Raw genomic sequence first — 25,312 nt, forward strand, 5'->3', positions numbered from 1 at the left:
CAGACAGGCGGGTACGGCTCGGAGGACGGTGATCCGGTGCGGCGACGGCAACTACTGGCGAACCTCGTGGTCGCGGCCGCCACAGCCGCCGACGCGCCGCTGACCTCGGCCAACAGTCCCCCGATGAACGAAGCCACGCTCGGGGAACGACTCGTCGGCCGCCTCGGGGACGCGATGCTCGGCCTGTACACCGACAGCACCGGCACCGTCCCTCCGCCCCCCCCGGACGGCAGCCCTACACACCGGTCTCAATGCGTGATCAGGGTCCCGTGATAGCCCCGGCCGCGGTGAGATCCGAGGATGGTCCGTGCTGCTCCACGGGCGATGAACGTCGGAATTCCAACCTTTCGCGACGGCCCTGCTCTTGGGCCACCGGAGCATCGCTTCTGAGGTGTCAGTCGCAGATGGTGACAGCGGAGGCTTCCCAGCCGAGGATCCGGTCACTCTGGTACCAGGCGCCCAGTCGGCGGCCGGCTTCCTGGTTTTCCTCGTTCTCGTCGTAGCGCCCTTTGGGCGACGCTGAGGCCCCCAGGGCGATGCGGTGCAGCGGGTCCAGCGGGCTTGCGCCGGGAGTCACCGGGAGCCGCCGGAAGTCGTCGGGACCGGACCCTCCCTCGACCCATCACCATCACCCTCCTTCCCCAGCACCCCGTTTAAGGACAATGTCGCCTCGGCTGTTCGGTGTTCGGCCCGACGCGGTGTATCGCCAGGCCAGTGGGGCTTCCCGGGACGGTTCGGGGTCGTGGTGCCGGACGGTCGGGTCGAGTATGTGTGCGAACCCCATGACTCCGTTCGTACTGGCCAGTCGCCCCAAGGTCGGGCGGGGCACTGGGTGCGGGGGAGGGGCCGGATATCGATGGGGTCCTGAACCGCGTGAGCTCGATCTTCCGTCTCTTGTGTCCGACGGGCTGGCGATCGCTTGTTCGACGGTCCGTGCACCACTCGCTCGACAGCTGACCGGGGAGGGATCGGTCCCGCTCCGCTGCCGGTACGGCAGCGGAGCCGCCACGGGGAGTTGGTGGCTTCGGCAGTCCTCCTGCGCCGCCGGGCACAGGGGCCGATGGGAGAGGCTTGATCGTTGAGTAGAGGCAACCGTCCGCAGACCCTGGGGGCCCTGGGGACCACGAGGACGCGACTGCGGTCGCGGCGGTGGACCACCGCCGTGCTCGCCGTCCTGAGCGCGGTGGCGGCCCTGCTGACCGTTCCGTTGACCGCTGCGCCTGCGTACGCGGTCAACCTTGACGGCAGTTCGCCGTTCGCCACGTACAACATGCACGGCTCGAACAATGGCGCGAGGTGGACCTCGGAGGTCAGCCCGCTGGTCGCGAACTACCCGGTGGTGATGCTGCAGGAGGCCGGCAGCGGGCCGCCCCAGCCGCGGGACGATCACCGGAGCAACTACCGGGAGCTGCGGCTCACTCCGAGCCGCAGCCCCCAGCCCAGTTCCTACACGCTCTCGACCTGGGCGGGCGGTCCGAACGGTACCAACCGCTTCGTGTACTTCCTGCAGACCGACCCCCGCAGGATCGGCGAGACGAATGAGGACACGTGGGACGGCGGCCAGATGAACCTGGCGACGGTCACCGACACCCCGGCCAGGGAGGTCCGCGTCCTGGAGAACAACTACTACGACCCGAACCCGAACGCCCCGAACAACCGCTACCGCGCCCGCCCGTTGCTCGGTCTGCGGTTCGGGAACACCTGGTACTGGAACACGCACGCCCGCGGCGAGGACGTGACCGGAAACGAGGACAGGCCCGGACTGCTCGACCAGGTCCGCAACTTCATGGCCAGGAGCGACCAGCGCGGCCGGAACTGGGTCCTGGCCGGCGACTACAACGTGAACATCCTCAACCGCAACGACACCGAGGCCCGCCAGTCGCTGCATCTGAGCGCCGGCGAGAGGCTGCTGCGCACGGGGCAGCCGACGTTCATCAACGGCGACCACCCGAGCGAGCTGGACTACGCGGTCACGAGCGCCGGTCTGCCCGCCGGCTTCACCGCGAACCGTGCGGACGGTGCCGGCTCCGACCACGTGGCCGTGCACTTCGTGCGGACACCACCGCCGGTCGCGCCCACCGGCCCGTCACATGCCTACGCCACCGTGCTGGCCGCGCCCAACGGCAATCAGTTGCAGGAGAACCAGAACCGCTCGATCGGGCTCGGTCCCGCCCTCTACGGCAGCGCCCAGACCTGGCGCATGTACACCAACGGCGACGCCCTCACCCACTACCTGCGAAACTCCGGCACGGGAGACTGCATCGCCGCCCCGACGGGTGTCCGCCGGGACACGTCCTCCGGCGTCGTCGCCGGCGACTGCGCAGATCCGCGGGCGCAGTGGACGATCAGCCACCTGGAGGACGACCCCGCGTGGAACAACGACAGCGGGGGTCCGCAACGCTGGCAGAACGTGGCCTTCCCCGGGATGTGCCTGACCCCCTCCGACAAGCAGGTGACCGTGGCACCGTGCACGGAGGACGCCGCCCAGCGGTGGTGGGAGAACCCTGTCTCGCTGCCCAAGGACTGGCCGACGACCACCGGCAACGTCCGCCTGGAATCCGCCTTCATGGGCGGTCGCATGTTGAACGGATCCTTTCCCGGGACCGCCATCCGCACCGCGCCCGCTCCGCCCAAATGGTGGTGGATCTACTGGCTGCGCCAGGAGCGCCTGGACTTCGGCTGGAACATCCAGCGCATCAGCCAGGGCGACAACCTGGTCCGCTTCAAGAGCGAGTTCGGCAACAACTCCTGCCTGGGCGTCGGCGACGAGCACGCCACCTCGCAGACCGATGCCATGCTGCGGACGTGCGACGACGCGCGTGGCGTCGACGCGGCCGGCCAGCGCTGGCTGGCCGAGAGCTACGCGGACGGCACCGTCCGCTACCGCAACGAGGCCAACCACCTCTGTCTGCTGGCACCCGACGCCGACCGCGGCACCGTCCGCCTCGCCCCGTGCAACGACATCCTGGCCGAGCGCTGGAGCGTGGTGAACCCCTGAATCCCTGAACCCCTGAACCGGTGAACCCCACCGGGCGGCCCGGGACGACACACAGTCGGCCCGGGCTGCCTGCCCGGTTCTCCTGCGGTCCCGTCCCCCCGCGAGACCCACCACATCTCCGCCGGCAACACCGCCTCCAGCCCCCGCCCGCCCAATGCCCCACCAGCCTCGGCCCGGGCCCGGCGCGTCACCTCAACGCTTCGGAATCGCGCGGCGCGCCCCGGCCGTCGGCGCGGACGTCGACGCCCACGGCCAAGTGGCGGGCTGTGACCGTTGTGTCCTGTGGCTGGTCGTCGGGTGAGCCGGCCGTCCCGTGGTCGCGCCGCCGTGCTGTTGCCCTATACCGGGCTGCGCCCCCCGTAGGCCGGTGTAGACCACCGGTGTTGAGTGGGCCTGACCTGCTTGCCCGTCAGTGCGAGCCGGTGAGCACCCGGCCGGACCAGACGTCGATCACCACCTGGTGGTGATGCGGGTGCACCGCTGGCGTGCCGGCTGCGTAGTTCTTGTCGACCTGTGCCGCCTCGGCCGCGTTCGGCTTGGCGTTCGTGCAGGACGTGCCGGGGCCGTGGCCGGACATGAGCTCGGAGCAGGGCCCGCTGTAGTCGTCGGGCAGCCCGAGGATGTGCCCGGTTTCGTGTGCCGCGATCCGGGTCGTGTCGTAGCCTTCGTCGACGGCCTGCTGGCCCAGCTGCACGTCACCGTTGCCGCCGGGGAAGATCGGCCCCAACGTGGTCTGCGGCCACCCGCTGGTCGCCTCGTAGACGAAGTCAGCGGAGGCGGAGGTGCTCGCCGGCTCCAAACGCACGTTGTGCACCGCGTCGTTCCAGTTTTGCACGGCCTGCTTGATCGGGCCCGCCCACTGACCGGCAGCACTGGCGTCGTAGGTCAAGGTGACCACAGAGGCGGTCGAGTGCGCCGCGGGGTGCGCCGAAGCGGCGCCGACCGTGGTGCCCAACATGACCGGGATGAGCGCCGTCAGCGCGGCTATTCGCTTGAGCATCAGACTGCTACGCCTCCTTGAGTTTCAGCTGCTGCGTGCAGTAAACGAGTTCGTCGCGAACACGACAACCTCTGTGTCGATGATCAGGACCAGTCGTCGTCAACTTGGCTCAAAGTGCACAGGAGTTGACAATGGGTGGGATGGGACAAGGGGGGGGCAAACGCCTTCGTCCGGCACGCCCAGGGCGCCCGATCAGCCGCCCACCGCGCCCGGCAGTTGACGGCCGATCGCCTCGGAGATCGCGGACGCGCCTCACGCCGTGGTCGGCCGAGGAACGCACGCCCAGCAAGGCCAACCTCGCGCGCCTGACCGCGGCTTACTGGGACCTACAGCGCCGCAACGTCGTCGCCCACATCAAACGTCGTCGCCTCGCCAACAGCGGCCGCGGGGCCCCGCATCGAGATCGACCCCGCCGACCAGTCACACGTCGCCCCGCGCCACCGCCGCGACGTGGAGACGCGTTCCATCAACGTCCGCGGGCTGACCTGGAACCGGACTGTGGGATGCATGGATCGCACACGACGCCCGTGAACTCGGAGAACTCGGAGAACTCGAAGCGATCTGGAGGAGATCATCCAAGGCGGCTTCGGCACCGACCGGGACGCCTACGCCTACGTCTCCTCCGCCTGCTGGACCGTCTGACCGGCTCTGTGGGATTTCATCTCCCGTATCGGAATCTCACGGTCGATGTCGGACCGCTGACGGATCCGCGATCGACCGTGAGACGCCACCAAGGCAACACCAGGTGCGCAAGATCGCTACCGCGCTTCGCAACCTGCCCGCGATGCTGACTACCTCGCCCTCGCTCCCCTCTGTACCGCCTGCGGCCGCTGCACTGTGATGATGGTCAGGTGAAAGAAAACCCGTCCGGACCGGCGCCCGTCATCCTCGGCATTGACGACCTCCGGCCGCTGCCCAGGGCCACGCGGATCGCCCGCACCAGCGGCGAAGGCATCCGACTCCTGCAAGAGCACCGCGACAGCTTCATCGACGAACTCTGGCTCGACCATGACCTCGGCGGCGACGACAGCATCTTGCCCGTGGTGACCCTCATGGAAGAAGCCGCCTTCAACGGACGGCCTTTCAGAATCGGAACGGTCTTCGTTCACAGCGCCAACCCCATTGGCGCCGAGACCGTCGTCCGGTCGCTCACACGTTGGAACTACCAAGTCCGGCGGGCAACGGCTTAGGAATCTGACACGGGGTTGAGACCCCTGCGTTCGACACCTTGTGAGACTGCGGAAGAAAACGCAGGTCAGAGAAGCGGCGTCTGACCCTGGTGTGGCGCACCTGCGTACCTCGCCGACCACCTGCCGGTCGTCCTGGACCACCTGCACGGCCTCGCTGAGCCCCTTCCCGCCCTGCTCGTTGTCGACGGTGGTGGTGCGGGTGCCGGAGCGAGGTCGGGCTGGGGCCGCGCAAGTCACTGCCGCCGTGGTCGTCGACGCTTGGTCCGTGCAAGGCGGTGATCGATGGGATCTTGCGGATGGATCTGGATGCGCCGCGCAAGCAGCGTGTCGCTGACCGGAAGCCGCAAGTCCGATACACCGGCGGAAGGCCAACGCAGGTCTCGGTCTACGTTGCCTCGGCCCCAACAGTAGGAGAAACAGCGCTGGCGGAGGGGCGAATGACCGGCTCACACTCCTCGTCACTTCGTGAGGCGGTCGCTGCCTGGTCTTCAGGGCCGATTGAAGAGGTCACGGCGGGGGCCTGGCCCGTGTCCCCTTCAGCACCGGCTGTCCAGCCCGACGGATGCCCTTCGGCTTCGAGGTCGGGTTGTGGGCACAGTGGCCGGGTTGCACGGCGCCGCCTCTGGCGTGCGTCCTCAACACGCGGCGACCCGGCCCGAGGGGCCCCCGAGGGCCAAGGGCCGCATTGCAGGCCTCCGCCACCTCGCCGGCCGCTGACCCGGCACCCGCACCGCCGCCGCGCCGGCTCGCCGCGCCGCCGCGCCGACTACAGCCCGCCCTCGGCAGGACGCGGCACACCTCGGTCTCGACCCGGTCTGTTCAGTCGAATAGGCCGAGTTCTGCCAGTTGTTGGTGCCGCGCATCGGGCAGCGATGCTCGTCGGCTGCGCAAGTTGCTGCGCCGCACTCCGAGCCGGACCTCCGTACTGCCCTCCAGCCGTTCGATGTGGGCTCGGGGGACGGTGGCGGTCCCGGTGCGGGGGGGCTTGTACTGGGTCCGGGCTGCTACGCGTCGATCGAGGCGGCAGTGCGGCCTCCGTGAGCGGCAGCGGCGACCGTGTGAAGCCCACCAGCGAAGACCGGAATTGCCCGTCGACGAGGACGTATTCGCCGTGGCGTGGTCGGGGCACTGGGGGAACGGGTTCGGCGCCCGGCAGGCAAACACGATCCCTGACTGTACGTACGTACAGTCGGAGGTTAAGGTGACGGGCAGGGCAAAGGGGCAACAGACCCAGCAGGAAGGCTTTGCGGCGATGTCCGACTTGATCGACGTGCACGCGCACTTCACCCCGCCCACCACTCCCGAAGAACGGGAAACGCGGTGGCATGCCATGCGAGCGGAGCAGTTCCTCGCACCGGCTCCCCACCACTGGACGGTCGAGTCGACGCTGGACTACATGGAGCGCGCCGGCGTCGCGATGCAGTTGCTGAGCAACATCCCCAAGACCCTGCACGCCCTTCGTGCGTCGAACGACTACGGCGCGTTCCTCGTGTCGGAGTATCCGTCGAGGTTCGGCCTGCTTGCCGCTCTGCCCACCGACGACCCGGCCGCCGCGCTCACTGAAATCGAGCGCGCCGACGGCGACTTGCAGGCGGACGGGTTCGCGGTGACCTGCATGTACAACGGAGTCTCGCTTGGTGACGCGAGCCTGGAACCGGTGTGGGCCGAACTCGACCGCCGCGGCGCGGTCGTGTTCGTCCACCCGGATGCCTACGCTCCCGCGTCCATGGGTCGCCCCAGCCCGCTGCTGGAGGTCGCCTTCGAGACCGCCCGCACCATCGTCGACATGCTCTACGCCGGCGTCTTCCGCAGGTTTCCGAACATGCAGGTGATCGTCGCGCACTGCGGCGGCGCGCTTCCCGCCCTGGCGGGGCGCCTGCATCTGCTGGGCACGGAAGCCTGGGTACCGAACCCCGGCGAACTCGACCAGGGCGAGATCCGGGACCACTTCGCCCGGCTGTATCTGGACACCGCCGCCAGCGGCACAGCCCACGCCCTCGCACCGGCCCTGGCCATGACCACCCCGGACCACCTCGTCTACGGCTCGGACAGCGGCGTGCCGTGCAGCACGGAAGCCACGCTGGAAGCCAACCGGCACGCCCTGGCGGACTTCACCGCACTCACCCGCGAACAAGTCGAGGCCGTCGGCCACAACGCCCTGCGCCTGTTCCCGATGGCTGCGGCCCGGCTCGATCGACGGATCGCGGCGACCTGACGGCGCACGCATCAAGGGTCGCTCGACCCGCACTCCGAAGAAGGACGAAACCATGCACATGATGGACGCGCAGGGGGTTGTGCGGGTGGCGACCGGACTGCTCCGCGGAACCCCGGAGGAGGGCGTCACCGTCTACCGCGGCGTGCCCTTCGCCCGGCCTCCGGTCGGTCCGTTGCGGTTCCGCTCACCGCTGCCGCCGGAGCGGTGGTCGGGCATCCGCGACGCGAGTCGCCCGGGCCCCGCCTCGTACCAGTTCAACTCCGACAACCACAGCGATGTCGAGCGCATCGTCCGGGAGATCGACCCCGGCGTGCCGGGCATCATGGCGTGGCCCGCCTACACGAACGCGACCTACCGCCACAACCACGCGGCGGAGGACTGCCTGTACCTCGACGTCTGGGTGCCGGAGTCGGCTCCGCGCGCAGCCCTGCCCGTCTACGTCTACTACCACGGCGGCGCGAACGCGGTCAGCTCCGGTTCGTTCGAGCTGGAGCGGGGCGCGAACCTGGCCCGCGAGGCCAACATGATCGTGGTCCGGCCGAACTACCGGATGGGCGCCCTCGGTTGGGTCCACTTCGGTCTCCTGGGCGGTGGTCTGCCGAAGGCGGTGAACCTCGGCGTGCAGGACCAGTTCGCCGCGCTGAAGTGGGTGCACGAGAACATCGAGGCGTTCGGCGGCGACCCGGAGAACATCACGATCGGCGGGGAGTCCGCCGGAGCCACCGCGGTCTCGCACCTGCTGACCAACCCGAACGCGCATCCCTACTTCCGCCGCGCAGTGCTGCAGTCGCTGTCCCCCTTCAACCTCTGGTGCACACAGCAGCGGCCGGAGGCCGTCACCGTCGCACGGATGTACCTCGACCTCCTGCACATCGACGACCCGACGCGACTCCAGGACATCGACCCCAACCGACTGCTGGCCGTGCAGAACGTACTGACCCGCTACTTCCCTCCGGACCGGCATGTCGCCTGGCGTCCCTTGGGCGCCGTCGTCGAGGAGGACTGGGTGCCGCAGGCTCCGGCACTGCATCTGTCGGAGAACCCGGTCGCCAAACCCGACCTGGAAGTGGCCATCGGTTTCGCGAAGGACGAGTGGCAGTTCTTCCGCGGGCACTCGGAGACGGTCCTCCGCGGATCCCGGCGGGACGTGCTGGGCGTCCTGGAACAGATCTTCGGCGCGGACGGTGCCGAGGAGGTGTACCGGCGATTCCACGAACTCCACCCGGACCACGCGCCCGGCCTGCTGCTGTCGGACATCATGTCCTTCGAGTTCTTCAAGCTGTCGTCGCTGGCGATCGCGCGGAACCTCAGCGCGCAACGGATCCCCGTGCACCTGTTCCAGTACTCCTACGACCTGCCCGGCCTCGGCGGTCGCCTCCGCGCCGTGCACACCGGGGACATCCCGTTCCTGTTCCGCAACCACTCCGAACGCGACCTCGCCTGGTGGCCGGCCTTCGACGGGGCGGACCGGGAGGACGTACGTCAGGTCAGCGGGCGGATGGGCGAGCTCTACGCGTCCTTCATCCGCAGCGGCGACCCAGGAGCCCGGTGGCCGCGATTCGACGCGGAGAACGGGAACGTCCTCTGGTTCGGCCGATCCGTCGAGCCGAGGCCCGGCCTGCTGAACCGGGAGTGGGACGTCTTCCAGGACCGCGGCTTCGGCACCGTGCGGTCGGTGGAGAATGTGCTCGTCGACAACGTACGGGCAGCGCTGGCGAACAGGTCTGGCTAGGACTTGTCCAACGGGAGTCGGTCTATCGCTGTCCTCGCCGCTGGCCAGTGCATCCGGTCGCTGTTCGATTACCGTGGGTGCCCGCCCTCCGGACCACCCTGCCAGCACACCCGACACCTGCCGCTATGTTCCACATCACACCGCGCTCCAGGTTTGCAGTGCATGAAACGGGAAAGCAGCGGCAAGCGAATTCCCGAAAGCAAACTGGAGCAACCGTTGTGACCGTAGAACCGAATACGCGCGAGGACCACAGGTTCTTCGGCCATCCCCGCGGCCTGCTGACCCTCTTCTCGCTGGAGATGTGGGAGCGGTTCTCCTTCCTCGGGATGCAGGCCATCCTCGTCCTGTACTTCTCCGACCAGGTGGCCCACGGCGGCCTGGGCATGGCACAGAATTCCGCCGCCTCGGTCACCGCGGCCTACGGCACGCTCGTCTACCTCGTCTCGGTGGCCGGCGGCTGGCTCGCCGACCGGATGCTGGGCAGCTACCGCGCCGTCCTGTGGGGCGGCATCCTCATCGCCTGCGGCCACTACTCCATGGCCGTGCCGACCACCGGGATGACCTGGGTCGGCCTGGGCCTGATCATCGCCGGCACGGGCCTGCTCAAGCCGAACGTGTCCACCATGGTCGGCAAGCTCTACACGACCGAGGACCAGCGCCGCGACGCCGGCTTCGCCCTCTACTACATGGGCATCAACATCGGCGCCTTCCTCGGGCCGCTGGTCACCGGCTGGCTCGGCCAGAAGGCCGGCTGGCACCTGGGGTTCTCGGCCGCGGCCATCGGTATGACGTTCGGCCTGGTGCAGTACGTCCTGGGGCGGCGCGGGCTCGCCGGCCGCGACCACGCCGCGGAATTCGCCCTTCCGCCGCGCGCCATGAAGCGCGCGGTGTGGCTGCTGGCGGGCGGCGGCGTCCTGGTCGCCGCGGCGGCCGCCGCGCTCGTGCTGACCGGCTGCCTCAGCCTGGACGGCACCGTCAACGTCCTGACCGTCATCTCCGTCATCGCCCCCGTCGTCTACTTCACCGTGATGTTCAAGAGCCCCCGGGTCACCGCCGAGGAGCGGGGCCGGCTGCGGCCCTACATCGTGCTGTTCGCGGCGTCCGTGGTGTTCAACTTCATCCTGTTCCAGTCCTATTCCACGATGACGCTGCTGGCCGCGGACCACGCCCGCACCAGCATCCTGGGCTGGGAATTCCCCTCCACCTGGTACAACTCCGTGCTCGGTGTCGCAGAGGTGCTGCTGGCCCCCGTCGTGGCCGCCGTCTGGGTCAGGATGGGCCGCCGCCAGCCGCACGCCTCCCGGAAGATCGCCTACGGCGTCATCCTGGGCGGGCTGTCCTTCCTGGTGATGGTCCCGGCCGTCACCGGGCAGACCGGCAACTGGAAGATGGCCGCCTGGTGGCTGGTCGTCTCCTACGTCCTGCTGGGCCTGGGCGACATCCTCCTGGAGACCACCGGCATGTCGGCGACCACCAAGCTTGCCCCGGCCGCCTTCGCCAGCCAGACGATGGCCCTGTGGTTCCTCTCCCTGGCACTCGCCAACGGGATCCAGGCGCAGGCCGTCAAGCTCTTCGGCGTGATATCCAACGGCCTGTACTTCGGCCTCAACGGGGCGATAGCCGTCGTCCTCGGTCTCGTCGTCATAGCCGTGGGCCCCTGGCTGCGCCGCACCATGCACCCGGTGCACTGACGGCGCGCCCGGCGCCCCGCGTCCCCCTACCGTGACCCCTTCCGACCCCGGGACCCGTTATGCACATCCGCACCGCATTCCCGCACGAGACGTTCCGCGAGGACGTCCGCATCCCCCTGCCGGACGGCACCGAGCTCTACGCCCGCATCTGGCGCCCCTACGGCACCGAACCCGTACCGGCCCTCCTGGAATACCTCCCGTACCGCCTCAGCGACTGGACGGCGCCCCGCGACGCCCAGCGCCACCCCTGGTACGCGGGCCACGGCTACGCCTCCGTACGGGTTGACGTCCGCGGCCACGGCAACTCCGAGGGGCTGCCGACCGACGAGTACTCCGAAACCGAACTGGCCGACGGGCTGGCCGTCATCGAATGGCTCGCCGCCCAGCCCTGGTGCACCGGGAACGTCGGCATGTTCGGCATCTCCTGGGGCGGCTTCAACAGCCTCCAGCTCGCCGCCCGTGCCCCCCTGGCGCTCAAGGCGATCGTCACGGTGTGCTCCGCCGACGACCGGTACGACAACGACGTGCACTACATGGGCGGTTCGGTGCTCGCCGTCGACATGCACGCCTGGGCCGCCACCATGCTGGCGTTCGCCTCCCGGCCGCCGGACCCGGCACACGTCGGCGACGTCTGGCGCGAGCGGTGGCTGGAGCGGCTGAACGCCCTCGACCCGCTCATCCACACCTGGCTCGCCCACCAGTCACGGGACGCCTACTGGCAGCACGGCAGCGCCTGCGAGGACTACTCCGCCATCAAGGCCGCCGTGCTGGCCGTCGGCGGCTGGCACGACCCCTACCGGGACACCGTGCTGCGCCTGGTGGAGCATCTCGATTCCCCTGTACGGGGCATCATCGGACCGTGGTCGCACCAGTACCCCGACCGCGGACTGCCGCCCGGCCCGGGCATCGGCTTCCTCCAGGAGACGCTGCGCTGGTGGGACCGCTGGCTCAAGCCGGACGCCGAGCGCCCGGCGGGACAGCGCGACGTCATGGACGAGCCGCTGCTGCGCGCGTGGATCAGCGAGTCGCATCCGCCGGCCACCGTCTACCCGGAGCTGCCGGGCCGCTGGGTGGGCGACGCCTCCTGGCCGTCCCCCAGGGTGACGCCGACCGCGTACCCGCTCCCGGGTGAGCAGCCCCGCCCGGTGCGCTCCCCGCAGCACACCGGGGTGGACGCGGGCCGCTTCTTCCCCTTCGGCAACGACGCCGATCTGCCGCCCGACCAGCGCGAGGAAGACGGCCGCTCGGTCTGCTTCGACCTGCCCGAACTCACCGAAGCCACGGAGATCCTCGGCCGTCCCCGGGTACGGCTGCGGCTGACCTCGCAGGCCCGCCGCGGGCAGGTCATCGCCCGGCTGTGCGACGTCGCCCCCGACGGCTCCTCGACACTGGTCACCCGGGGCGTCCTCAACCTCCTCGCCCGGCACGGCCGGGACCGCGCCGTCGAATGGGAACCCGGCGCCACCGAGGACATCACCTTCGAGCTCAACGGCATCGGGCACACCTTCCCGCCCGGCCACCGCATCCGCCTGGCCCTGTCCTCCGCCTACTGGCCGTGGATCTGGCCGCACCCGGAGGCGGACGGCTGGACCGTGGACCCGGCGGGCTCCGCCCTCGAACTGCCCGTACGCGGCGAGGGGTCCGACGGGCCGCCCGTCACCTTCGGGCCGCCCGAGCAGGCCGCCCCGCTGGGCGTGGAGTTCCCGCAGGCCGCCGAGGAGCGGCCGGAGCGGCGCGTGGTGCGCGACGTCGCCACCGGGGAATGGACCCTGGAGGTCGATCCGCGCTACGGCGGCACCCGCGTCTACCCGGACGGCCTGGAGTTCACCGAGGACGCCCTGGAGACCTACCGCATCACCAGCGACGACCCGACCAGCGCCCGGACCCGCTCCACCTGGTCGGTACGGCTGCATCGTCCGGACACCGGCTGGGACGCCCGCATCGCCACGGTTTCCGAGATCAGCGCGGACGCGGACGCCTTCCACACCCGCAACGAGGTCGTCTGCCACGACGGCGACGAGGAGGTCTTCCGGCGGACCTGGGAGCGGAGCATCCCGCGGACGGCGGGGTGAGGCGCGGGCGGGGCGACCCCGGCAGGTTCCGACGCCCCGCCGACGGCACGGTTCCGCGGCCCGCGGCGGGGTTGTCCACAGGCTCCCCGCCGCGGGACGCCCGGCCGTACTCTGCGCAAGGGAGCCAGGCATGGCTCGGACGGCGCCGCTCGGCGATGCCGGTGCCATACTCGAGCCGAAGCGCGCAGAAATGAGGGGTGGCCAGGTGGTCGACTCGACGGCCGGTCGGAGCGAGACGAGCGGCAGCCGGCGGCAGGCGATCGTACGGGCCGCCGAACGCCTCTTCGCGCTGGAGGGCTATCACGGCGCGACGATGCGCCAGATCGCCGAAGAGGCGGGCGTCAAGCTGTCCCTCGTCGTCTACCACTTCACCTCGAAGCTCGGACTGTACTCGGCGATCTTCGAGGAGCGCCGGTACGTCAACGACGAGCGGTTGGCGCGCCTGCGGGCGATCCTCGACCTGCGCGCGGACGACGCCGTCGAACAGATCGTCAGCTCCTTCACCGATCCGGTTCTCGCGCTGCACGACGACCCGGACGACATCTGGTTCGCCCGTCTCGTACTGCGCGAGGCCGCCGACCCGTCCAGCCAGGACCGACCGGTCATCCGGGAACAGTTCGACCCACTGGCCCGCCAGTTCGTCGAAGCGCTCACCATCGCGCTGCCGGACAAGCCCGCCGGGTTCCACCACTGGGCGTACCTGTACTCGGTGGGAGCCCTGACCCAGAGCGCGTTCGACACTCGCGTGCGCAACGTCGCCGACGAGCCCGGCTACGAACAGAAGAACGCTCTCCTGCGCTCCTACATAACCGCCGCCCTTCGGCACGGCTGATCCGGCCCGGCCCGGCCGGGTTCATGGCGGGATTCGGTCAACTGCTTCGCGATCGCGGCTTCGAACGCATGCCCTCTTGGGGGGGGCGGGGCGGCTGAGGGGAGTAGGCATCGATCCGGGTTCCGTCGTCGTGATCTTCCTTGATTTCAAGTCACTGTTTTTGAGGCCCTGTTGTGGACCTCACCTGCCCTGTCTAGCCTCGGCGCTCGCCGCACCTGGGAACGGATTGCGTGCGAGCGATTACCGTGCGTTTTGAGGAGGGGTAGCGCCATGACCACCAGCGAGCACTACGACGGGCCCGTGGAGCCGACGGACTACGTCGCGCAGCAGAACCAGACCAGCGACGCGAGCCTTCCCACCGCCAGCACCGACTTCGTGGACGCCCAGCGGGCACTGCTCGCGCTGCCGGATGTGCCCTTCATCATGTCTCGGGACGGGAAGCACGGGAGCGTGGTCTGGGATTTCACGCGTTTCGAATTCGTGGCAGAAGGAGATGAGGGACATCCGGGCTCGGTCTCGGGGCCGGTGTGGCGACAGGGCCAACTGGACGGCCGCTCTGGGGTGTTCCAGGTCAGCTCCGGCGCGCCGGGGCAGATCTATCAGGTACGTGGTTACGACCTCGCCAACCTGACCATCGTCACCGGTGATACCGGGCTGGTGGTCATCGATCCGCTCGGATCGTACGAGACGGCCCAAGCGGCACTGAAGCTCTACCGCGAAACGACCGGGGACGCCTCCCGCCCGGTGCGGGCTGTGATCTACACCCAGAGCGGCGTGGACCACTTCGGCGGTGTCCGCGGATTGTTCGACGGTGACATCCCCAAGGACTTGAAGGTGTACGCGCCCGACGGGTTCCTCACCGACGCGGTCCTGCGCCAGATCACCAACGGCGCGCACAACGCCCGGCTGATCGACTACGCCTACGGCACCCGCCTCGACGCGTCCCCGAGCGGTCTGGTCGACTCCGACATCGGCAGGACCGTCTCGGTGGGCACCTCCACGTTCCTGGCCCCCACCGACACCTTCGGAGGTCTCCTGCCGGCCGCAACGAAGCAGGCCGACTGGCCCGCCTGGGCGGATGCCGACTGGCACGCCGGCCTGTACGCCATCGAGATCGACGGGGTGAAGCTGATCCTCCAGCCCGCAGGCGGGCACACCTCACCGGCCGAGATGAACCTCTACCTGCCCGACTTCCGGGCCGTCTACCTTCCCGGCCCCGGCCTGCTGGGCACCCCCGGCAAGCACCGCGCCGACCTCCTGAGCGCGACACTCACCGCCTTCGGCACCAACGCCGAGATCGGACTGGCCGCCTACGGATGGCCGGTATGGCCGAACGAGGACGAGGACTCGCACAAGCACGTCACCGACTGGCTGACGGCCCACCGTGACGCAGCCTTCACCGACAACGGCGCAGTCGACACGGGCGCTCTGGCACCACTGTTCATCGCACCCGGCTACCTGGAGACCCCGACCCGCACCGTCCGCGAGGTCTGGGCCTGCCTGACCGGGGATTTCCTGGGCACCGCCCAACTCGCCGTCTCCGCGAAGACCACCCTGGTCACCCACGGCGGCGCCGCCAAGGCGGTTCAGGATGCTCAGGCTGCCTACGACGCCGAAACCCCCGACTACGCCAAGGTGGTCAACCTCCTCGACCCGGTCATCTCCGCCGCCTCCATCCCTCTGGCCGTCAACTCCAAGACCGAACAGCAGGCCCGCACCCTCCAGTCCAAAGCCCTCGTCCAACTCGGCTACCTCGCCCTCCAGGGCCGCCTGCGCAACGCCTGCCTGACCGCGGCCCACGACGTCCTCAACCCCGGCTCGATCATCACTCGCTTCCCACAGACCATCGCCGACCTCGCCGCCTACGCCAACCCCCTCTCCTCCTAACCCCTGCCCGGCGACCCCGACCGAAGCGACCAGTAGCGACGGTCATCTGGCGTCCACCTGGTCGCCGTCAGCTCCGCGGCCGCAGCCGCATCCAGGCCATGCGCGGCCAAAGTTGACTGAAGTAGCCGTACCGCGCGCAGTGCCCTCGGGGAACGAACACCTTGGAGGCACTGACGTGCAGATACAGAACCGTCGTGGGCCGCACCGTCGCCCCTCACTCCATCGGCGATCGGGCCCCGCGTAATCGCCCCTGCGCTCAACCGGTCGAGAGGGGCCGACACGAGGCCGCAGCGTCTGGTCAGCGGGGCCTGAGCGGCGGCGCCCCAGAGAGCGACGAACGGTTGCCCAGCTTCCACTTGATCAGGCGTGCTCCAGTGCGGACCGAGTGGCTGGTGCGTTCTCGCACGAGGACCAGAATCCGTGGCCATCTCCGGCCGCACGAACGACATCGCCGAGCTCATCACCAGGCGTCTCACCGCACTCGCTCATTGCGGGCCTGTAGGGCCTCGACGAGCCGACGGTGCGTGCCGTCGTCCACCAGGCAGTCTGCGACATCCGCACCACCCCACCGCCCCCGCCGCTCGACCCACCGGCAGACCCCGCTCTCGCCGAGCTGCGCGCCGTCGTCGACAAGCTCGTCACCATCAACTACGCGACGGGGAGCTCAGGCTCGAAGTCGCCCCGGCCTACGTCTCCGAAACCACCGCAGCCCACACCCTCGCCCCGCTGTGCGACGCCATCGGCGACCCCCTCGAACACGACTTCGACGCCCACCGCTACGCCCTCTCCGGCGACCGCCGCGCGCTGCTCGGTACTGTCCTGTGAGAGCGTCGGCACCAGGGAGGCCGGGCGGTCTGGACGTCCCTCACCTGGACTCCGTCGGGGATCTCGGGATGGTCGAGGTCAACTACCGAGGGTTCGCCAGGACTTCGACCGGGGCATCCCGTTCTGATCCAGGAAGGTCTGGAAGGCGGTCGGCGGCCGTGGTGACGGCGTTTCTTCGGTCGATGACAGGCTGCTGAGTCGTTCGACGTTCACGGCGATGGCCGTGAGTACGGCGGCGCATGCCCCATGGCGAACTCGTTGATCGTGCCCTCCACTCCGGAGCGGACCGAGCAGCCGGCCTTACTGATCGTTTCAGAATGAGTTCGGTGTGGTGGTTGGTAGTTGAGGGCGGCATCGGGCAGGGTCTGCGGGGTGCCTGATGATCTTGTTCCTGATGATCTGTGGGAGCGGATAGTCCCGCTGCTCCCGACCCGTCCGCCGCGGCGGCGCCGCTTTCCCGGCAGGCTTCCGGTGGACGACCGCGTTGCCATGGCCGGCATCGTTTACGTGCTGTGCAAGGGGGTGAGCTGGCGGGACGTCCCGGCCGAGCGGGTCGGTTGCAGCGGGGTGACCTGCTGGCGTCGTCTGCGGGACTGGACCGAGGCCGGCGTGTGGCCCCGCCTGCACAAGACGTTGCTGGTTGAACTCCGCAGGTCCGGTCTACTGGAGATGGACGACGCGGCAGTGGACGGCTCGCATGTCAGAGCTCTCAAGGGGGGCTCACACTGGGCCTTCGCCGGTCGACCGGGGCAGGCCGGGCAGCAAGCACCATCTGATCGTCGACCGGCACGGCACACCGCTCGCCGTGTCGCTGACTGGCGGTAACCGACACGACGTCACCCAGTTGATGCCGCTGCTGGATGTCATTCCCCATATTCGGGGACTGCGAGGCCGGCCACGGCACCGGCCGCGGCGGCTGTTCGCCGATCGCGGGTACGACTTCGACAAGTACCGGCGTCTGATCCGCAAACGGGGCATCACCCCGAAGATCGCCCGCCGCGGCACTCCGCACGGTTCCGGCCTGGGCAAGACCCGTTGGGTGGTAGAGCGCACCTTCGCCTGGCTCCACCAGTTCAAACGCCTGCGGATCCGCTACGAGATACGCGCCGACCTCCACCAAGGACTTCTCGAACTCGCCTGCAGCATCATCTGCTTGAGACGACTACGCACTGCGTTCTGAAACATCAGTAGGGTCTTCCTCACCCCGGATAGACAACGCTGACGTTGCTGGTTGGTATGCCTTGGCCATGGCGCGGAAGGAGCGCTTGGGGGCGAGGCTGCCGTCGGGCATGAGCTTGCATACGCCATAGGAGGCCATGTCCAGGTCGAAGCGCGGGTCGGCGTGGTACGGGTACTCGTAGCTGGCGAAGGTGAACCAGAAAGCGGTATCCACACCTTCCTCGTCGAAGACGGCGAGCATCTCGCGCAGGTAGTGGGCCTGTTCTTCCTCGTCGCGGACGTAATCCCCGTTGATGCGGGGCGGATCGCCGTCGTAATCGACGACATCTACCCAGCCCATGCCGCCTCGCTCGGCTGCGCCCCGATAGGTGCAGCAGCCGAACTCGGTCGCCGCGAGTGGCTTTCCGTGCCGGAAATACTCGCGCAGGCCCTGACGGAAGGCGTCACTGGCATCGCCGTAGGCGTCCGCACTGACGATGTCGAAGGGCGCCCAATCGACCTGTTCCCATATTCCCGATGCATAGGTGATCTTTCCGCGGAACCGTGAGCGCACCGTCTCTACGATGTTGGCCAACAAGGAGTTCAGCCGGGCAGGAACCTCGGCGAGCCCGGCCAATGCCTGGGGAGCACCACTGGTCAGGGCTTCGATTTTGGCGAGGCTGTCGGCTCCGGGGAGAATGTCGGCGGCAAACAGGCTCAGCTCGCAGCCGGTGACCAAGACGTCCGCTCCCACCTCCTGGGCGCGGTCGGCACAGGCGGCGAAGTAGGGCAGCAGCTCTTCGGTGGACAGCTCGCAAGGGAATGGGGAGAACCAGACCTCAAGCCCGGCATCGGCGGCGTGCCGGGCCGCGAGGGCCAGTCGCCCAGGGTCGCCGCCGGTGATCCGCACGGCATCGCAGTGCAGGTCGTCTGCGATGACGCGGATCTCACGTCGCACCGCGTCGGAGTCGAAGACGGGCCGCGAACTCTTTCCGCCCGGGCTGAAGCCAGTGTCGTAGGTGATGCCTTTGGCTCGCATGGGATGCTCCTGACAATCGATCGACATCTGTTGCTGCGTCTCACCGGACGTCGATGGAAATCGGTTCGGCAGACGGATCGCATGGACGACCCGGGTGCGTCTGTGGAGCAGCTCGACGGCGACCTCGGCCGCGCGGCCACCTCGCTTCTCCCCGGGAGTCCACCTGACACTCGTGCTCGGCGATCGGAGTCGAACGTTAGGTGGCAGTCGAAATACCAGTCAACGGCGATCTCCTCGAGATCGTGCTATTTGCGCAGGTCAGCTACGCAACTGTCGATGCAATGACAGTGACGGTCAATGCACGGCGAAGGGAGGGTGTTGCAACGATCTGCGACCAGTGCACACACTGTGTGCCGAGACGACCGAAGCAGAGGAACCGACCCGATGCCAGGACGCAGGCTGACCAGAGCCGACCGGCAACAGATCGCCGCGGGGTTGGCGCAGCACCTGAGCTACGCCGACATCGCCAGACGCCTGAACCGTCCCGCCTCGACGGTGAGCCGCGAGGTCGCGCGCAACGGCGGACCTGCCCGGTACCGCGCGGAACTGGCACAGCTCGCGACCACCCACCGAGCCCAGCGCCGGCCGCAGCCCCCCGCCCCGGCGCAGCGGACCATCGAGCATCTTGGCCCCGACCCCGACGCAACGGCCGCGTTCGTCACCGACCTCGCCACAGCACTTGTCGAAACCGGCCTCCCCCGAACCTCCGCCCGTGTGATGGCCTGCCTGTTCGCCTCCGAGACCGGCAGTCGCACCGCGATCGAGATGGCGCAGCACCTGCAAGTCAGCGCGGCGACCATCTCGTACGCGGTCCGCCTGCTGGAACGGCAGGATCTGATCCGCCGCGATCGCGATGACCATGGCCGCCGCCACCGGTATTTCCTCGAGGACAAGGCGGGCTTGCGGACCGTGGCGGCCAGCGTCGCCGCCAACCAGCGGTTCGCCGCCACCGCGCTGCGCGGCGCCGAGCTCTTCGGAGCCGAGACCGCTGCCGGATCCCGGCTCGCCCTGGCAGGCCGATTCCTCGAACGCCTCGGCGACGACCTCATCCGCTCCGCTGAAAAGCACTGGCGTGACATGGTTGGTGACACGGGTGACGAATACACGCTGACGAGCCACGCGGAGTAGTACACGGACTCACTCACCCTGGCGATCGACCAGGCATTCGAGAAGCCCCGAGCCTGAAGATCGCCCGCCGCGGCACCCCCGCACGGCTCCAGAGTCGGCAAGACGCAGTGGGCGGTGGAGCGCACCTTCGCCTGACTCCACCAGTTCAAACGCCTGCGGATCCGCTACGAGATACGCGTCGACCTCCACCAAGAACACCTCGAACTCGTCTGCTCCGTCATCTGCTTGCGACGACTACGCATCGCATTCTGAAACGATCAGTTAGAGGTCCTAACAAAGGCGTCGGACGTGTCTGTAGGTGATGAGACATGTGGCGAGTGCGAGGAAGGCTGCATGGATGTCGTCGCGTCGTTCCCAGCGGATGCGCTGGCGACGGTAGCCGTGCGGCCAGGAGATGGTTCGTTCGACGACGTACCGGAAGGTGCCCAGGCCGGAGCCGTGTGGCTGGCTTCGCCTCGCGATTACGGGGCGGATGCCGCACTGTCGCAGCAGGCGCCGGTACGTGTCGTGGTCGTGGCCGCGGTCGGCGAGCAGAGCGTCGGGCCGGTGCCGGGGCCGGCCGACCGCCCCGGCGACAGCGACGGCGACGGTGGGGGTCTTGTCGAGCAGGGGCGGGAGTTGGGTGGCGTCGTTGCGGTTGCCGCTGGTCAGCGACACCGTAAGGGGGATGCCCTGGGCGTCGGTGATGACGTGGTGCTTGCTGCGCGGCCGTGCGCGGTCGACCGGGCTGGGACCGCTTTTGGGCCCCTTCGGGCCGCCCGCACGTGGGAGGAGTCGATCATCGCCCGGGACCAGTCCAGGTTCCCGGCCGACCGCAGGTTCTTCGGCAGCAGCACATGCAGCCGGTCCCACGCCCCGGTTTCGTTCCACGCGGCCAGCCGGCGCCAGCAGGTCGTGCCCGAACCGAAGCCCAGCTCCTGGGGCAGGAACTCCCACTGGATGCCGGTGTGCAGCACGAACAAGATCCCGCACAACGCCTGCCGGTCCGGCACCCTCGGCCGTCCCTCGACCGGCTTCGGCCCCGGTTTGGGCAGCAACGGCTCGATCAGCGCCCACAGTTCATCCGACACGATCCACGGCCGCGACTGACGTTTCCCCACGACCAGACCACGACCGGACAAGCCAGCAGCCACATGCTCAACCGCTTCTGTCAGGACCTCTGAGGGCTGAGGTGGCGTGCCTGTTCGGTAGATGCGGCTGACGGCGGCCGAAGAGCGTCCTGGATGTCCGATAGCTGCCAGCACGTTGTCCTCCCGCCTGGAAAGGTTTTTCGCGTGCTTGACTTCGAACGCTGCTGGCGGGCCACGCTGAGCCGGGACACCCGATTCGATGGGCTGTTCTACTCCGCGGTGGTAACCACCGGCATCTACTGCCGCCCGAGTTGCCCTGGCTGCCCCATGCGCAAGAACGTCCGCTTCTACCGAAGCGCGGCGGCGGCCCAGGATGCCGGCTACCGGGCCTGCAAGCGGTGCAACCCGGACGCCAGCCCGGGTTCGCCGGAGTGGAACCTGCGAGCCGACGTCGTAGGCCGGGCCATGCGCCTGATCGCCGACGGCGTGTGCGACCGTGACGGCGTTGCCGGACTGGCCGCTCAACTCGGCTACACCACACGGCATCTGCACCGGTTACTCACGACCGAAGTCGGAGTCGGCCCACAAGCCCTCGCCCGCGCTCAGCGGGCCCAGACGGCCCGCATCCTGCTGGAGACGACCAATCTGCGCATCACTGACGTGGCGATGGCTGCGGGATTCTCCAGCGTGCGCCAATTCAACGACACCATCGCATCCGTCTTCGACCGTACTCCCACGGCCCTGCGCGACATGGCCACCTCGCCTGCTGATCACGCTGCCGGAATGATCACGGTGCGCCTTGCGGCCCGCGAACCCTTCGACGGACCGGCCCTCCTGCGATTCTTCGCCGCCCGAGCGATCCCAGGCGTTGAAGAAGTCGACACGGGCAGCTACCGCAGGAGCCTGCGGCTACCCCACGGAGCGGGCGCGGTCGCTCTCACCCCACACCCTGGCTACGTCGCAGCACAGTTTCGCTTGGAGGACATACGGGATCTGGCCACAGCCATCCATCGCTGCCGCCGCCTGCTGGACCTGGACGCCGACCCGCTCGCTGTCACAGAACTCCTCACCAGCGAACCCCTGATGGCTCCGTTGACCGCTGCCCACCCAGGCCTGCGCGTTCCCGGCGCCGCGGATCCTGAGGAACTGCTGCTGTGCACTGCCCTTCGGCAAACCTTGCCCGCACTTCAGGGCATGACCGCCTTGGCAGCACTGACGTGCCGCTTCGGCCGGCCCCTGCCGATCCCGACCGGGCTGGTGACCCATTTGTTCCCCAGCGCCCAAACCCTTGCTGAGGCACCGCTGACCGACCTTCTCCCAGACGAGGCAGCAGAACTCCTGCGCCGCATCGCCACCAGCCTGGCCACGGGAGACCTGACACTGAGCGACGGCCATGACCGCGCAGAGACCGAGCGCCAACTGATGAAGGCCGGCCTCAGCAGACACGGAGCCGCCTACCTCGTCATGCGAGCCCTCAAAGACCCTGACGTCTTCCTCGCCCAGGCGCCGTCGACCGGCCGGGCGCTGCAACGCCTGGGCCAGCCGACCGGCCTGGCTCCGACGATGCGCCGTGCCGAGCACTGGCGCCCTTGGCGCTCCTACGCCCTCATGCAGCTGTGGAACCTCCGACCCGGCGACACCCAGATCTTCGCGCCGGCGCACCGGACATCACCACGGTCGGCGACCTTGGCTGCGTGAGTGCCACCAGTGCACACAGAGGTCCAAAGACGACAGGGAGAAAGGAGGGGCATGCCGCTCCAGAATCGCGTGACACCGTATGGTGAAATCGAAGCCGTCCCTAGCCGCGGGACCATGCTCGGTAACCGCGGGCGTCTGCACAACAAGCAGCAGGAGCTAACCCGGAATTGGCGGACGAATAACTGGCTTTCGTGCCGCCTCCAGTTTCGCGGGCGCCAGCGTCAGGTCATGGGTCCAGCCTCGTACACGGAGCTGTTCTTCCTTGACGAGGCCACTTCGCTGGCGGCGGGCCATCGCCCATGCTCGGAATGCAGGAACGCGGATTATCTCCGCTTCAAGCGAGCCTGGAGAAACGCCTATCAACTGACCGAACTGCCGGACGCGCAGACCGTAGACCAGACCCTGGCCCGGGACCGACTGGATCCCGGGCGTTCGTGCCAGATCTGGCACGAGCAGGACAAGGACGGTTTACCGGACGGGACGATGATCCAGTGGCGGGGAAGTCCATGGCTGGTATGGGGCGCACGAGTCTTCCGATGGACCCACGACGGCTACGTCAACGCCGCCGCCAGAGACGATCTTCCCCAGCAGGCCACAGCCCTTACCCCGCAGTGCATCGTCCGTGTTCTGCGTTCGGGCTATCGGCCACTAGTGCATGAAACCGTGGTGCTAGTCCGATAGACGCTGGAGAACTGGCCTCTGAGGCTGTCAGGATCGACCTAGTAAGCACTTCCCCAACCGGTGCATCCGGAAGGGAACCGCGAGGCATCTGCCGAAGAATGCCGCGATCTCAGGAAGTCCCCACGATGGGATTCTTGAGATCATCATTCCCGGATGCCTGCCTCCGTACCTCAAATGCACCCTGAAGCTGAGCTAGGAATTGCATGACCCCGAAACTGCGCATGAGCTATGCGGTCAGCACACTGATCGTCAGCAGCGTGACGACGTTTCTGCTGCCACTGGACTACACAGTCGCCTCGGTTGCCCTGCGCGACATCCACCGCGATTTCCCCGTCAGTTTCAGTGATCAACAGTGGGTGATCAACGGCTACACCATGGCCTTTGCCGCCCTGTTGATGGCCGGCGGCGGCCTGGCAGACCTGTTCGGCCGGCGGAAGGTATTCCTGTCGGGACTCGCGATCTTCACCGTCGCGTCCCTGCTCGCCGGCCTGGCGCCCACCGTACTTTGGCTCAACGTCGGACGGGTCGCCCAAGGCGTCGGCGCGGCAGGGATGTTCAGCTCTTCGCTCGCCCTTCTCGTCCAGGAGTTCACGGGGCCTCGCCGCGTCCATGCCTTCGCGGTGTTCGGCGTCGCCTCCGGGCTGGGCGCATCCCTGGGCCCGTTCATCGGCGGACTCGCTGTGGACCTGGGTGGCTGGCGATGGGCATTCCTGCTCAATGCGCCGTTCGGCATCGCCATGCTGATCCTGGGACTGATGCGCACTCGGGAGTCCAAAGATCCCCATGCCACACGCCTGGACTTCAAGGGCCTAGTGCTCTTCAGTGGAGCAGTGCTGTTGGCGGTCTACTCGATCGTCATGGCGCCGCAGATCGGCTGGACCAGTCCCACCATCATCGCCGCGCTGGTCGCGGCGGCTGTGCTTGCCATCGCCTTCGTCTTCGTGGAACTGCGGCAGATCTACCCGCTGATCGACCTGCGACTTTTCACCCAACGCACGTTTCTCGGGGCCAGCCTGGCTCCCCTGGTGTTGTCCGTCGCCTTCTGGAGCCTGTTCCTCTATACGCCGCTCTACTTCCAAGGTGTACTCGGCTACAGCCCCCTTCAGGCAGGAATGGCGATGCTGCCCTTCGCCATTCCCTTGTTCGGCGCAGGCCCTTTAGGGGCACGCCTCGCCAACCGCATCTCGTCGCGCGCTCTGCTGGCCATCGGCCAGCTCCTGGTTGCAGCCGGAGCAACTCTCCTGGCCTTTGCCCCGCTTAACAGCGACTGGACCAACTATGCCATCGGCGGACTGATCAGCGGCCTGGGAACAGGATTGATCAATGGTGAGATGAGCAACGTGGCTATCAGCATCGTGCCCGCTGATCGGTCCGGGATGGCCTCCGGCATCAACTCCACCATGCGCATCGTCGGCATGAACGTCGGCTTCGGTGGCATCGGTGCAGTAATGGCGGTAGCTGTCTCCCTCGACCTGACCGCCCAGGCTGGTGGGATCCACGGCCTGCAACGGAACCTGAGCACCCTGGCCACTGAAGTGGCCACAGGAAACATCAACGGCACGGCGGCCTCCGTGCCTGCCCCCGCGCGTGCCGGCTTTCGGGCGGCGGCCGACCACGCCTTCGCCACAGGAATGCGGACCGCGTTCATCGTCGGCGCCTGTGTAGCACTTCTGGGTGCCATCGCCAGCTTTGCACTCATCCGCCGGCCTCAGGCTGACACGGCGTCGGAGCCTGCCGATACGCAGCCGCTCGCCGACGCTCAGCCGTAAAGAGAGCTGGCGATTCCTCTCCCCGGGGGCGGGACTCTCGGGCGGAGCCAACCCCCGAGCCTGGTGGGTGCCCCGGCTATACCGGAGCACTCACCGGGGCGTTTCTCTGTGCGCCTGGCCGAGGCCCAGGGGCGGACTCTCGGCAGGATCGGAAAGAGACGGCCTACCCCCACGGCTTGACGGCTCAACGGCATGAGGTGTCTCTATGCGATAGCAATTGGAGGTTCTGGATCTCTGATGGCGCTCGCCGCGGACTCACTGATCGCGCGGCTGAGTCCGCAGGAGCTCGAGGCGGCGCGACTCGGTCTCGGAGTTAGTCCCCGCACA

The 25,312-nt window shown here is 68.3% G+C and carries 17 protein-coding genes; 13 read left to right on the forward strand and 4 right to left on the reverse strand.

What is annotated here, in order from left to right; translation table 11 throughout:
- Window positions 1-394: 394 nt before the first annotated feature.
- Complete coding sequence (locus ABD385_RS32045) at window positions 395-577, reverse strand: hypothetical protein (RefSeq protein WP_344582608.1); 183 nt, start codon at window positions 575-577, stop codon at window positions 395-397.
- A 501-nt stretch (window positions 578-1,078) separates the two neighbouring features.
- On the opposite strand from ABD385_RS32045, the gene ABD385_RS32050 reads away from it, so the two are divergent.
- Window positions 1,079-2,998 (forward strand): hypothetical protein, encoded by a 1,920-nt coding sequence (locus ABD385_RS32050; protein ID WP_344582609.1) that lies wholly within the window; start codon window positions 1,079-1,081, stop codon window positions 2,996-2,998.
- 409 nt (window positions 2,999-3,407) lie between these two features.
- Here the strand turns inward: ABD385_RS32050 and ABD385_RS32055 are convergent, their stop codons facing one another.
- On the reverse strand, window positions 3,408-3,998 hold the full coding sequence (locus tag ABD385_RS32055) for a snapalysin family zinc-dependent metalloprotease (RefSeq protein WP_344582611.1): 591 nt from the start codon (window positions 3,996-3,998) through the stop codon (window positions 3,408-3,410).
- 851 nt (window positions 3,999-4,849) lie between these two features.
- Here ABD385_RS32055 and ABD385_RS32060 point away from each other — a divergent pair.
- From ABD385_RS32060 to ABD385_RS32095, 8 genes are all read left to right on the forward strand, one after another.
- Entirely contained in the window at window positions 4,850-5,188 is a 339-nt protein-coding gene (locus ABD385_RS32060) for a cyclic-phosphate processing receiver domain-containing protein (protein ID WP_344582613.1), read from the forward strand.
- A 1,084-nt stretch (window positions 5,189-6,272) separates the two neighbouring features.
- Window positions 6,273-7,403 carry an amidohydrolase family protein gene (locus ABD385_RS32065; protein WP_344582615.1) on the forward strand — a complete coding sequence of 377 codons (1,131 nt, stop codon included), beginning with the start codon at window positions 6,273-6,275 and terminating at the stop codon, window positions 7,401-7,403.
- Between the two features lie 52 nt (window positions 7,404-7,455).
- Window positions 7,456-9,135 (forward strand): carboxylesterase/lipase family protein, encoded by a 1,680-nt coding sequence (locus ABD385_RS32070; RefSeq protein ID WP_344582617.1) that lies wholly within the window; start codon window positions 7,456-7,458, stop codon window positions 9,133-9,135.
- 125 nt (window positions 9,136-9,260) lie between these two features.
- Window positions 9,261-10,826: a peptide MFS transporter gene (locus tag ABD385_RS32075; RefSeq protein ID WP_425585521.1), complete on the forward strand. Its 1,566-nt coding sequence runs from the start codon at window positions 9,261-9,263 to the stop codon at window positions 10,824-10,826.
- Window positions 10,827-10,885: 59 nt separating this feature from the next.
- The gene (locus ABD385_RS32080) at window positions 10,886-12,898 is read left to right on the forward strand and encodes a CocE/NonD family hydrolase (RefSeq protein ID WP_344582621.1); all 2,013 of its coding nucleotides are present in this window, start codon (window positions 10,886-10,888) and stop codon (window positions 12,896-12,898) included.
- A 205-nt stretch (window positions 12,899-13,103) separates the two neighbouring features.
- Complete coding sequence (locus tag ABD385_RS32085) at window positions 13,104-13,730, forward strand: TetR/AcrR family transcriptional regulator (RefSeq protein ID WP_344582623.1); 627 nt, start codon at window positions 13,104-13,106, stop codon at window positions 13,728-13,730.
- Between the two features lie 270 nt (window positions 13,731-14,000).
- Window positions 14,001-15,617, forward strand: coding sequence for an alkyl sulfatase dimerization domain-containing protein (locus tag ABD385_RS32090; RefSeq protein WP_344582625.1), 1,617 nt, complete (start codon window positions 14,001-14,003; stop codon window positions 15,615-15,617).
- Between the two features lie 1,197 nt (window positions 15,618-16,814).
- A protein-coding gene (locus ABD385_RS32095) for an IS5 family transposase (RefSeq protein WP_425585522.1) occupies window positions 16,815-17,622 on the forward strand; the annotation gives its coding sequence in 2 pieces (ribosomal slippage) (window positions 16,815-17,167 and window positions 17,166-17,622; 810 coding nt in all).
- Here ABD385_RS32095 and ABD385_RS32100 read toward each other — a convergent pair.
- On the reverse strand, window positions 17,605-18,639 hold the full coding sequence (locus ABD385_RS32100; RefSeq protein WP_344582629.1) for a glycoside hydrolase family 113 protein: 1,035 nt from the start codon (window positions 18,637-18,639) through the stop codon (window positions 17,605-17,607). The two genes, ABD385_RS32095 and ABD385_RS32100, sit on opposite strands and share 18 nt — an antisense overlap.
- A gap of 384 nt (window positions 18,640-19,023) precedes the next feature.
- Here ABD385_RS32100 and ABD385_RS32105 point away from each other — a divergent pair, with 384 nt between their 5' ends.
- Window positions 19,024-19,767 carry a helix-turn-helix domain-containing protein gene (locus ABD385_RS32105; RefSeq protein WP_344582631.1) on the forward strand — a complete coding sequence of 248 codons (744 nt, stop codon included), beginning with the start codon at window positions 19,024-19,026 and terminating at the stop codon, window positions 19,765-19,767.
- Window positions 19,768-20,037: 270 nt separating this feature from the next.
- On the opposite strand, the gene ABD385_RS32115 is transcribed toward ABD385_RS32105, so the two are convergent.
- Window positions 20,038-20,867, reverse strand: a protein-coding gene (locus ABD385_RS32115; protein WP_425585523.1) for an IS5 family transposase whose coding sequence is annotated in 2 segments (ribosomal slippage) — window positions 20,038-20,535 and window positions 20,538-20,867 — 828 coding nt in all. Because the reading frame shifts where the segments join, the coding sequence is not laid out codon by codon here.
- A 174-nt stretch (window positions 20,868-21,041) separates the two neighbouring features.
- Here ABD385_RS32115 and ABD385_RS32120 point away from each other — a divergent pair.
- From ABD385_RS32120 to ABD385_RS32130, 3 genes are all read left to right on the forward strand, one after another.
- Window positions 21,042-22,535, forward strand: a complete 1,494-nt coding sequence (locus ABD385_RS32120) for a bifunctional transcriptional activator/DNA repair enzyme AdaA (protein ID WP_344582633.1) — start codon at window positions 21,042-21,044, stop codon at window positions 22,533-22,535.
- Window positions 22,536-22,586: 51 nt separating this feature from the next.
- Window positions 22,587-23,216, forward strand: a complete 630-nt coding sequence (locus ABD385_RS32125) for a hypothetical protein (RefSeq protein WP_344582634.1) — start codon at window positions 22,587-22,589, stop codon at window positions 23,214-23,216.
- Window positions 23,217-23,419: 203 nt separating this feature from the next.
- Window positions 23,420-24,985 (forward strand): MFS transporter, encoded by a 1,566-nt coding sequence (locus tag ABD385_RS32130; protein ID WP_344582636.1) that lies wholly within the window; start codon window positions 23,420-23,422, stop codon window positions 24,983-24,985.
- The last annotated feature ends 327 nt before the right edge of the window (window positions 24,986-25,312 follow it).

This window comes from Streptomyces lunalinharesii (assembly GCF_039532155.1).
GTDB classification, from domain to species: domain Bacteria; phylum Actinomycetota; class Actinomycetes; order Streptomycetales; family Streptomycetaceae; genus Streptomyces; species Streptomyces lunalinharesii.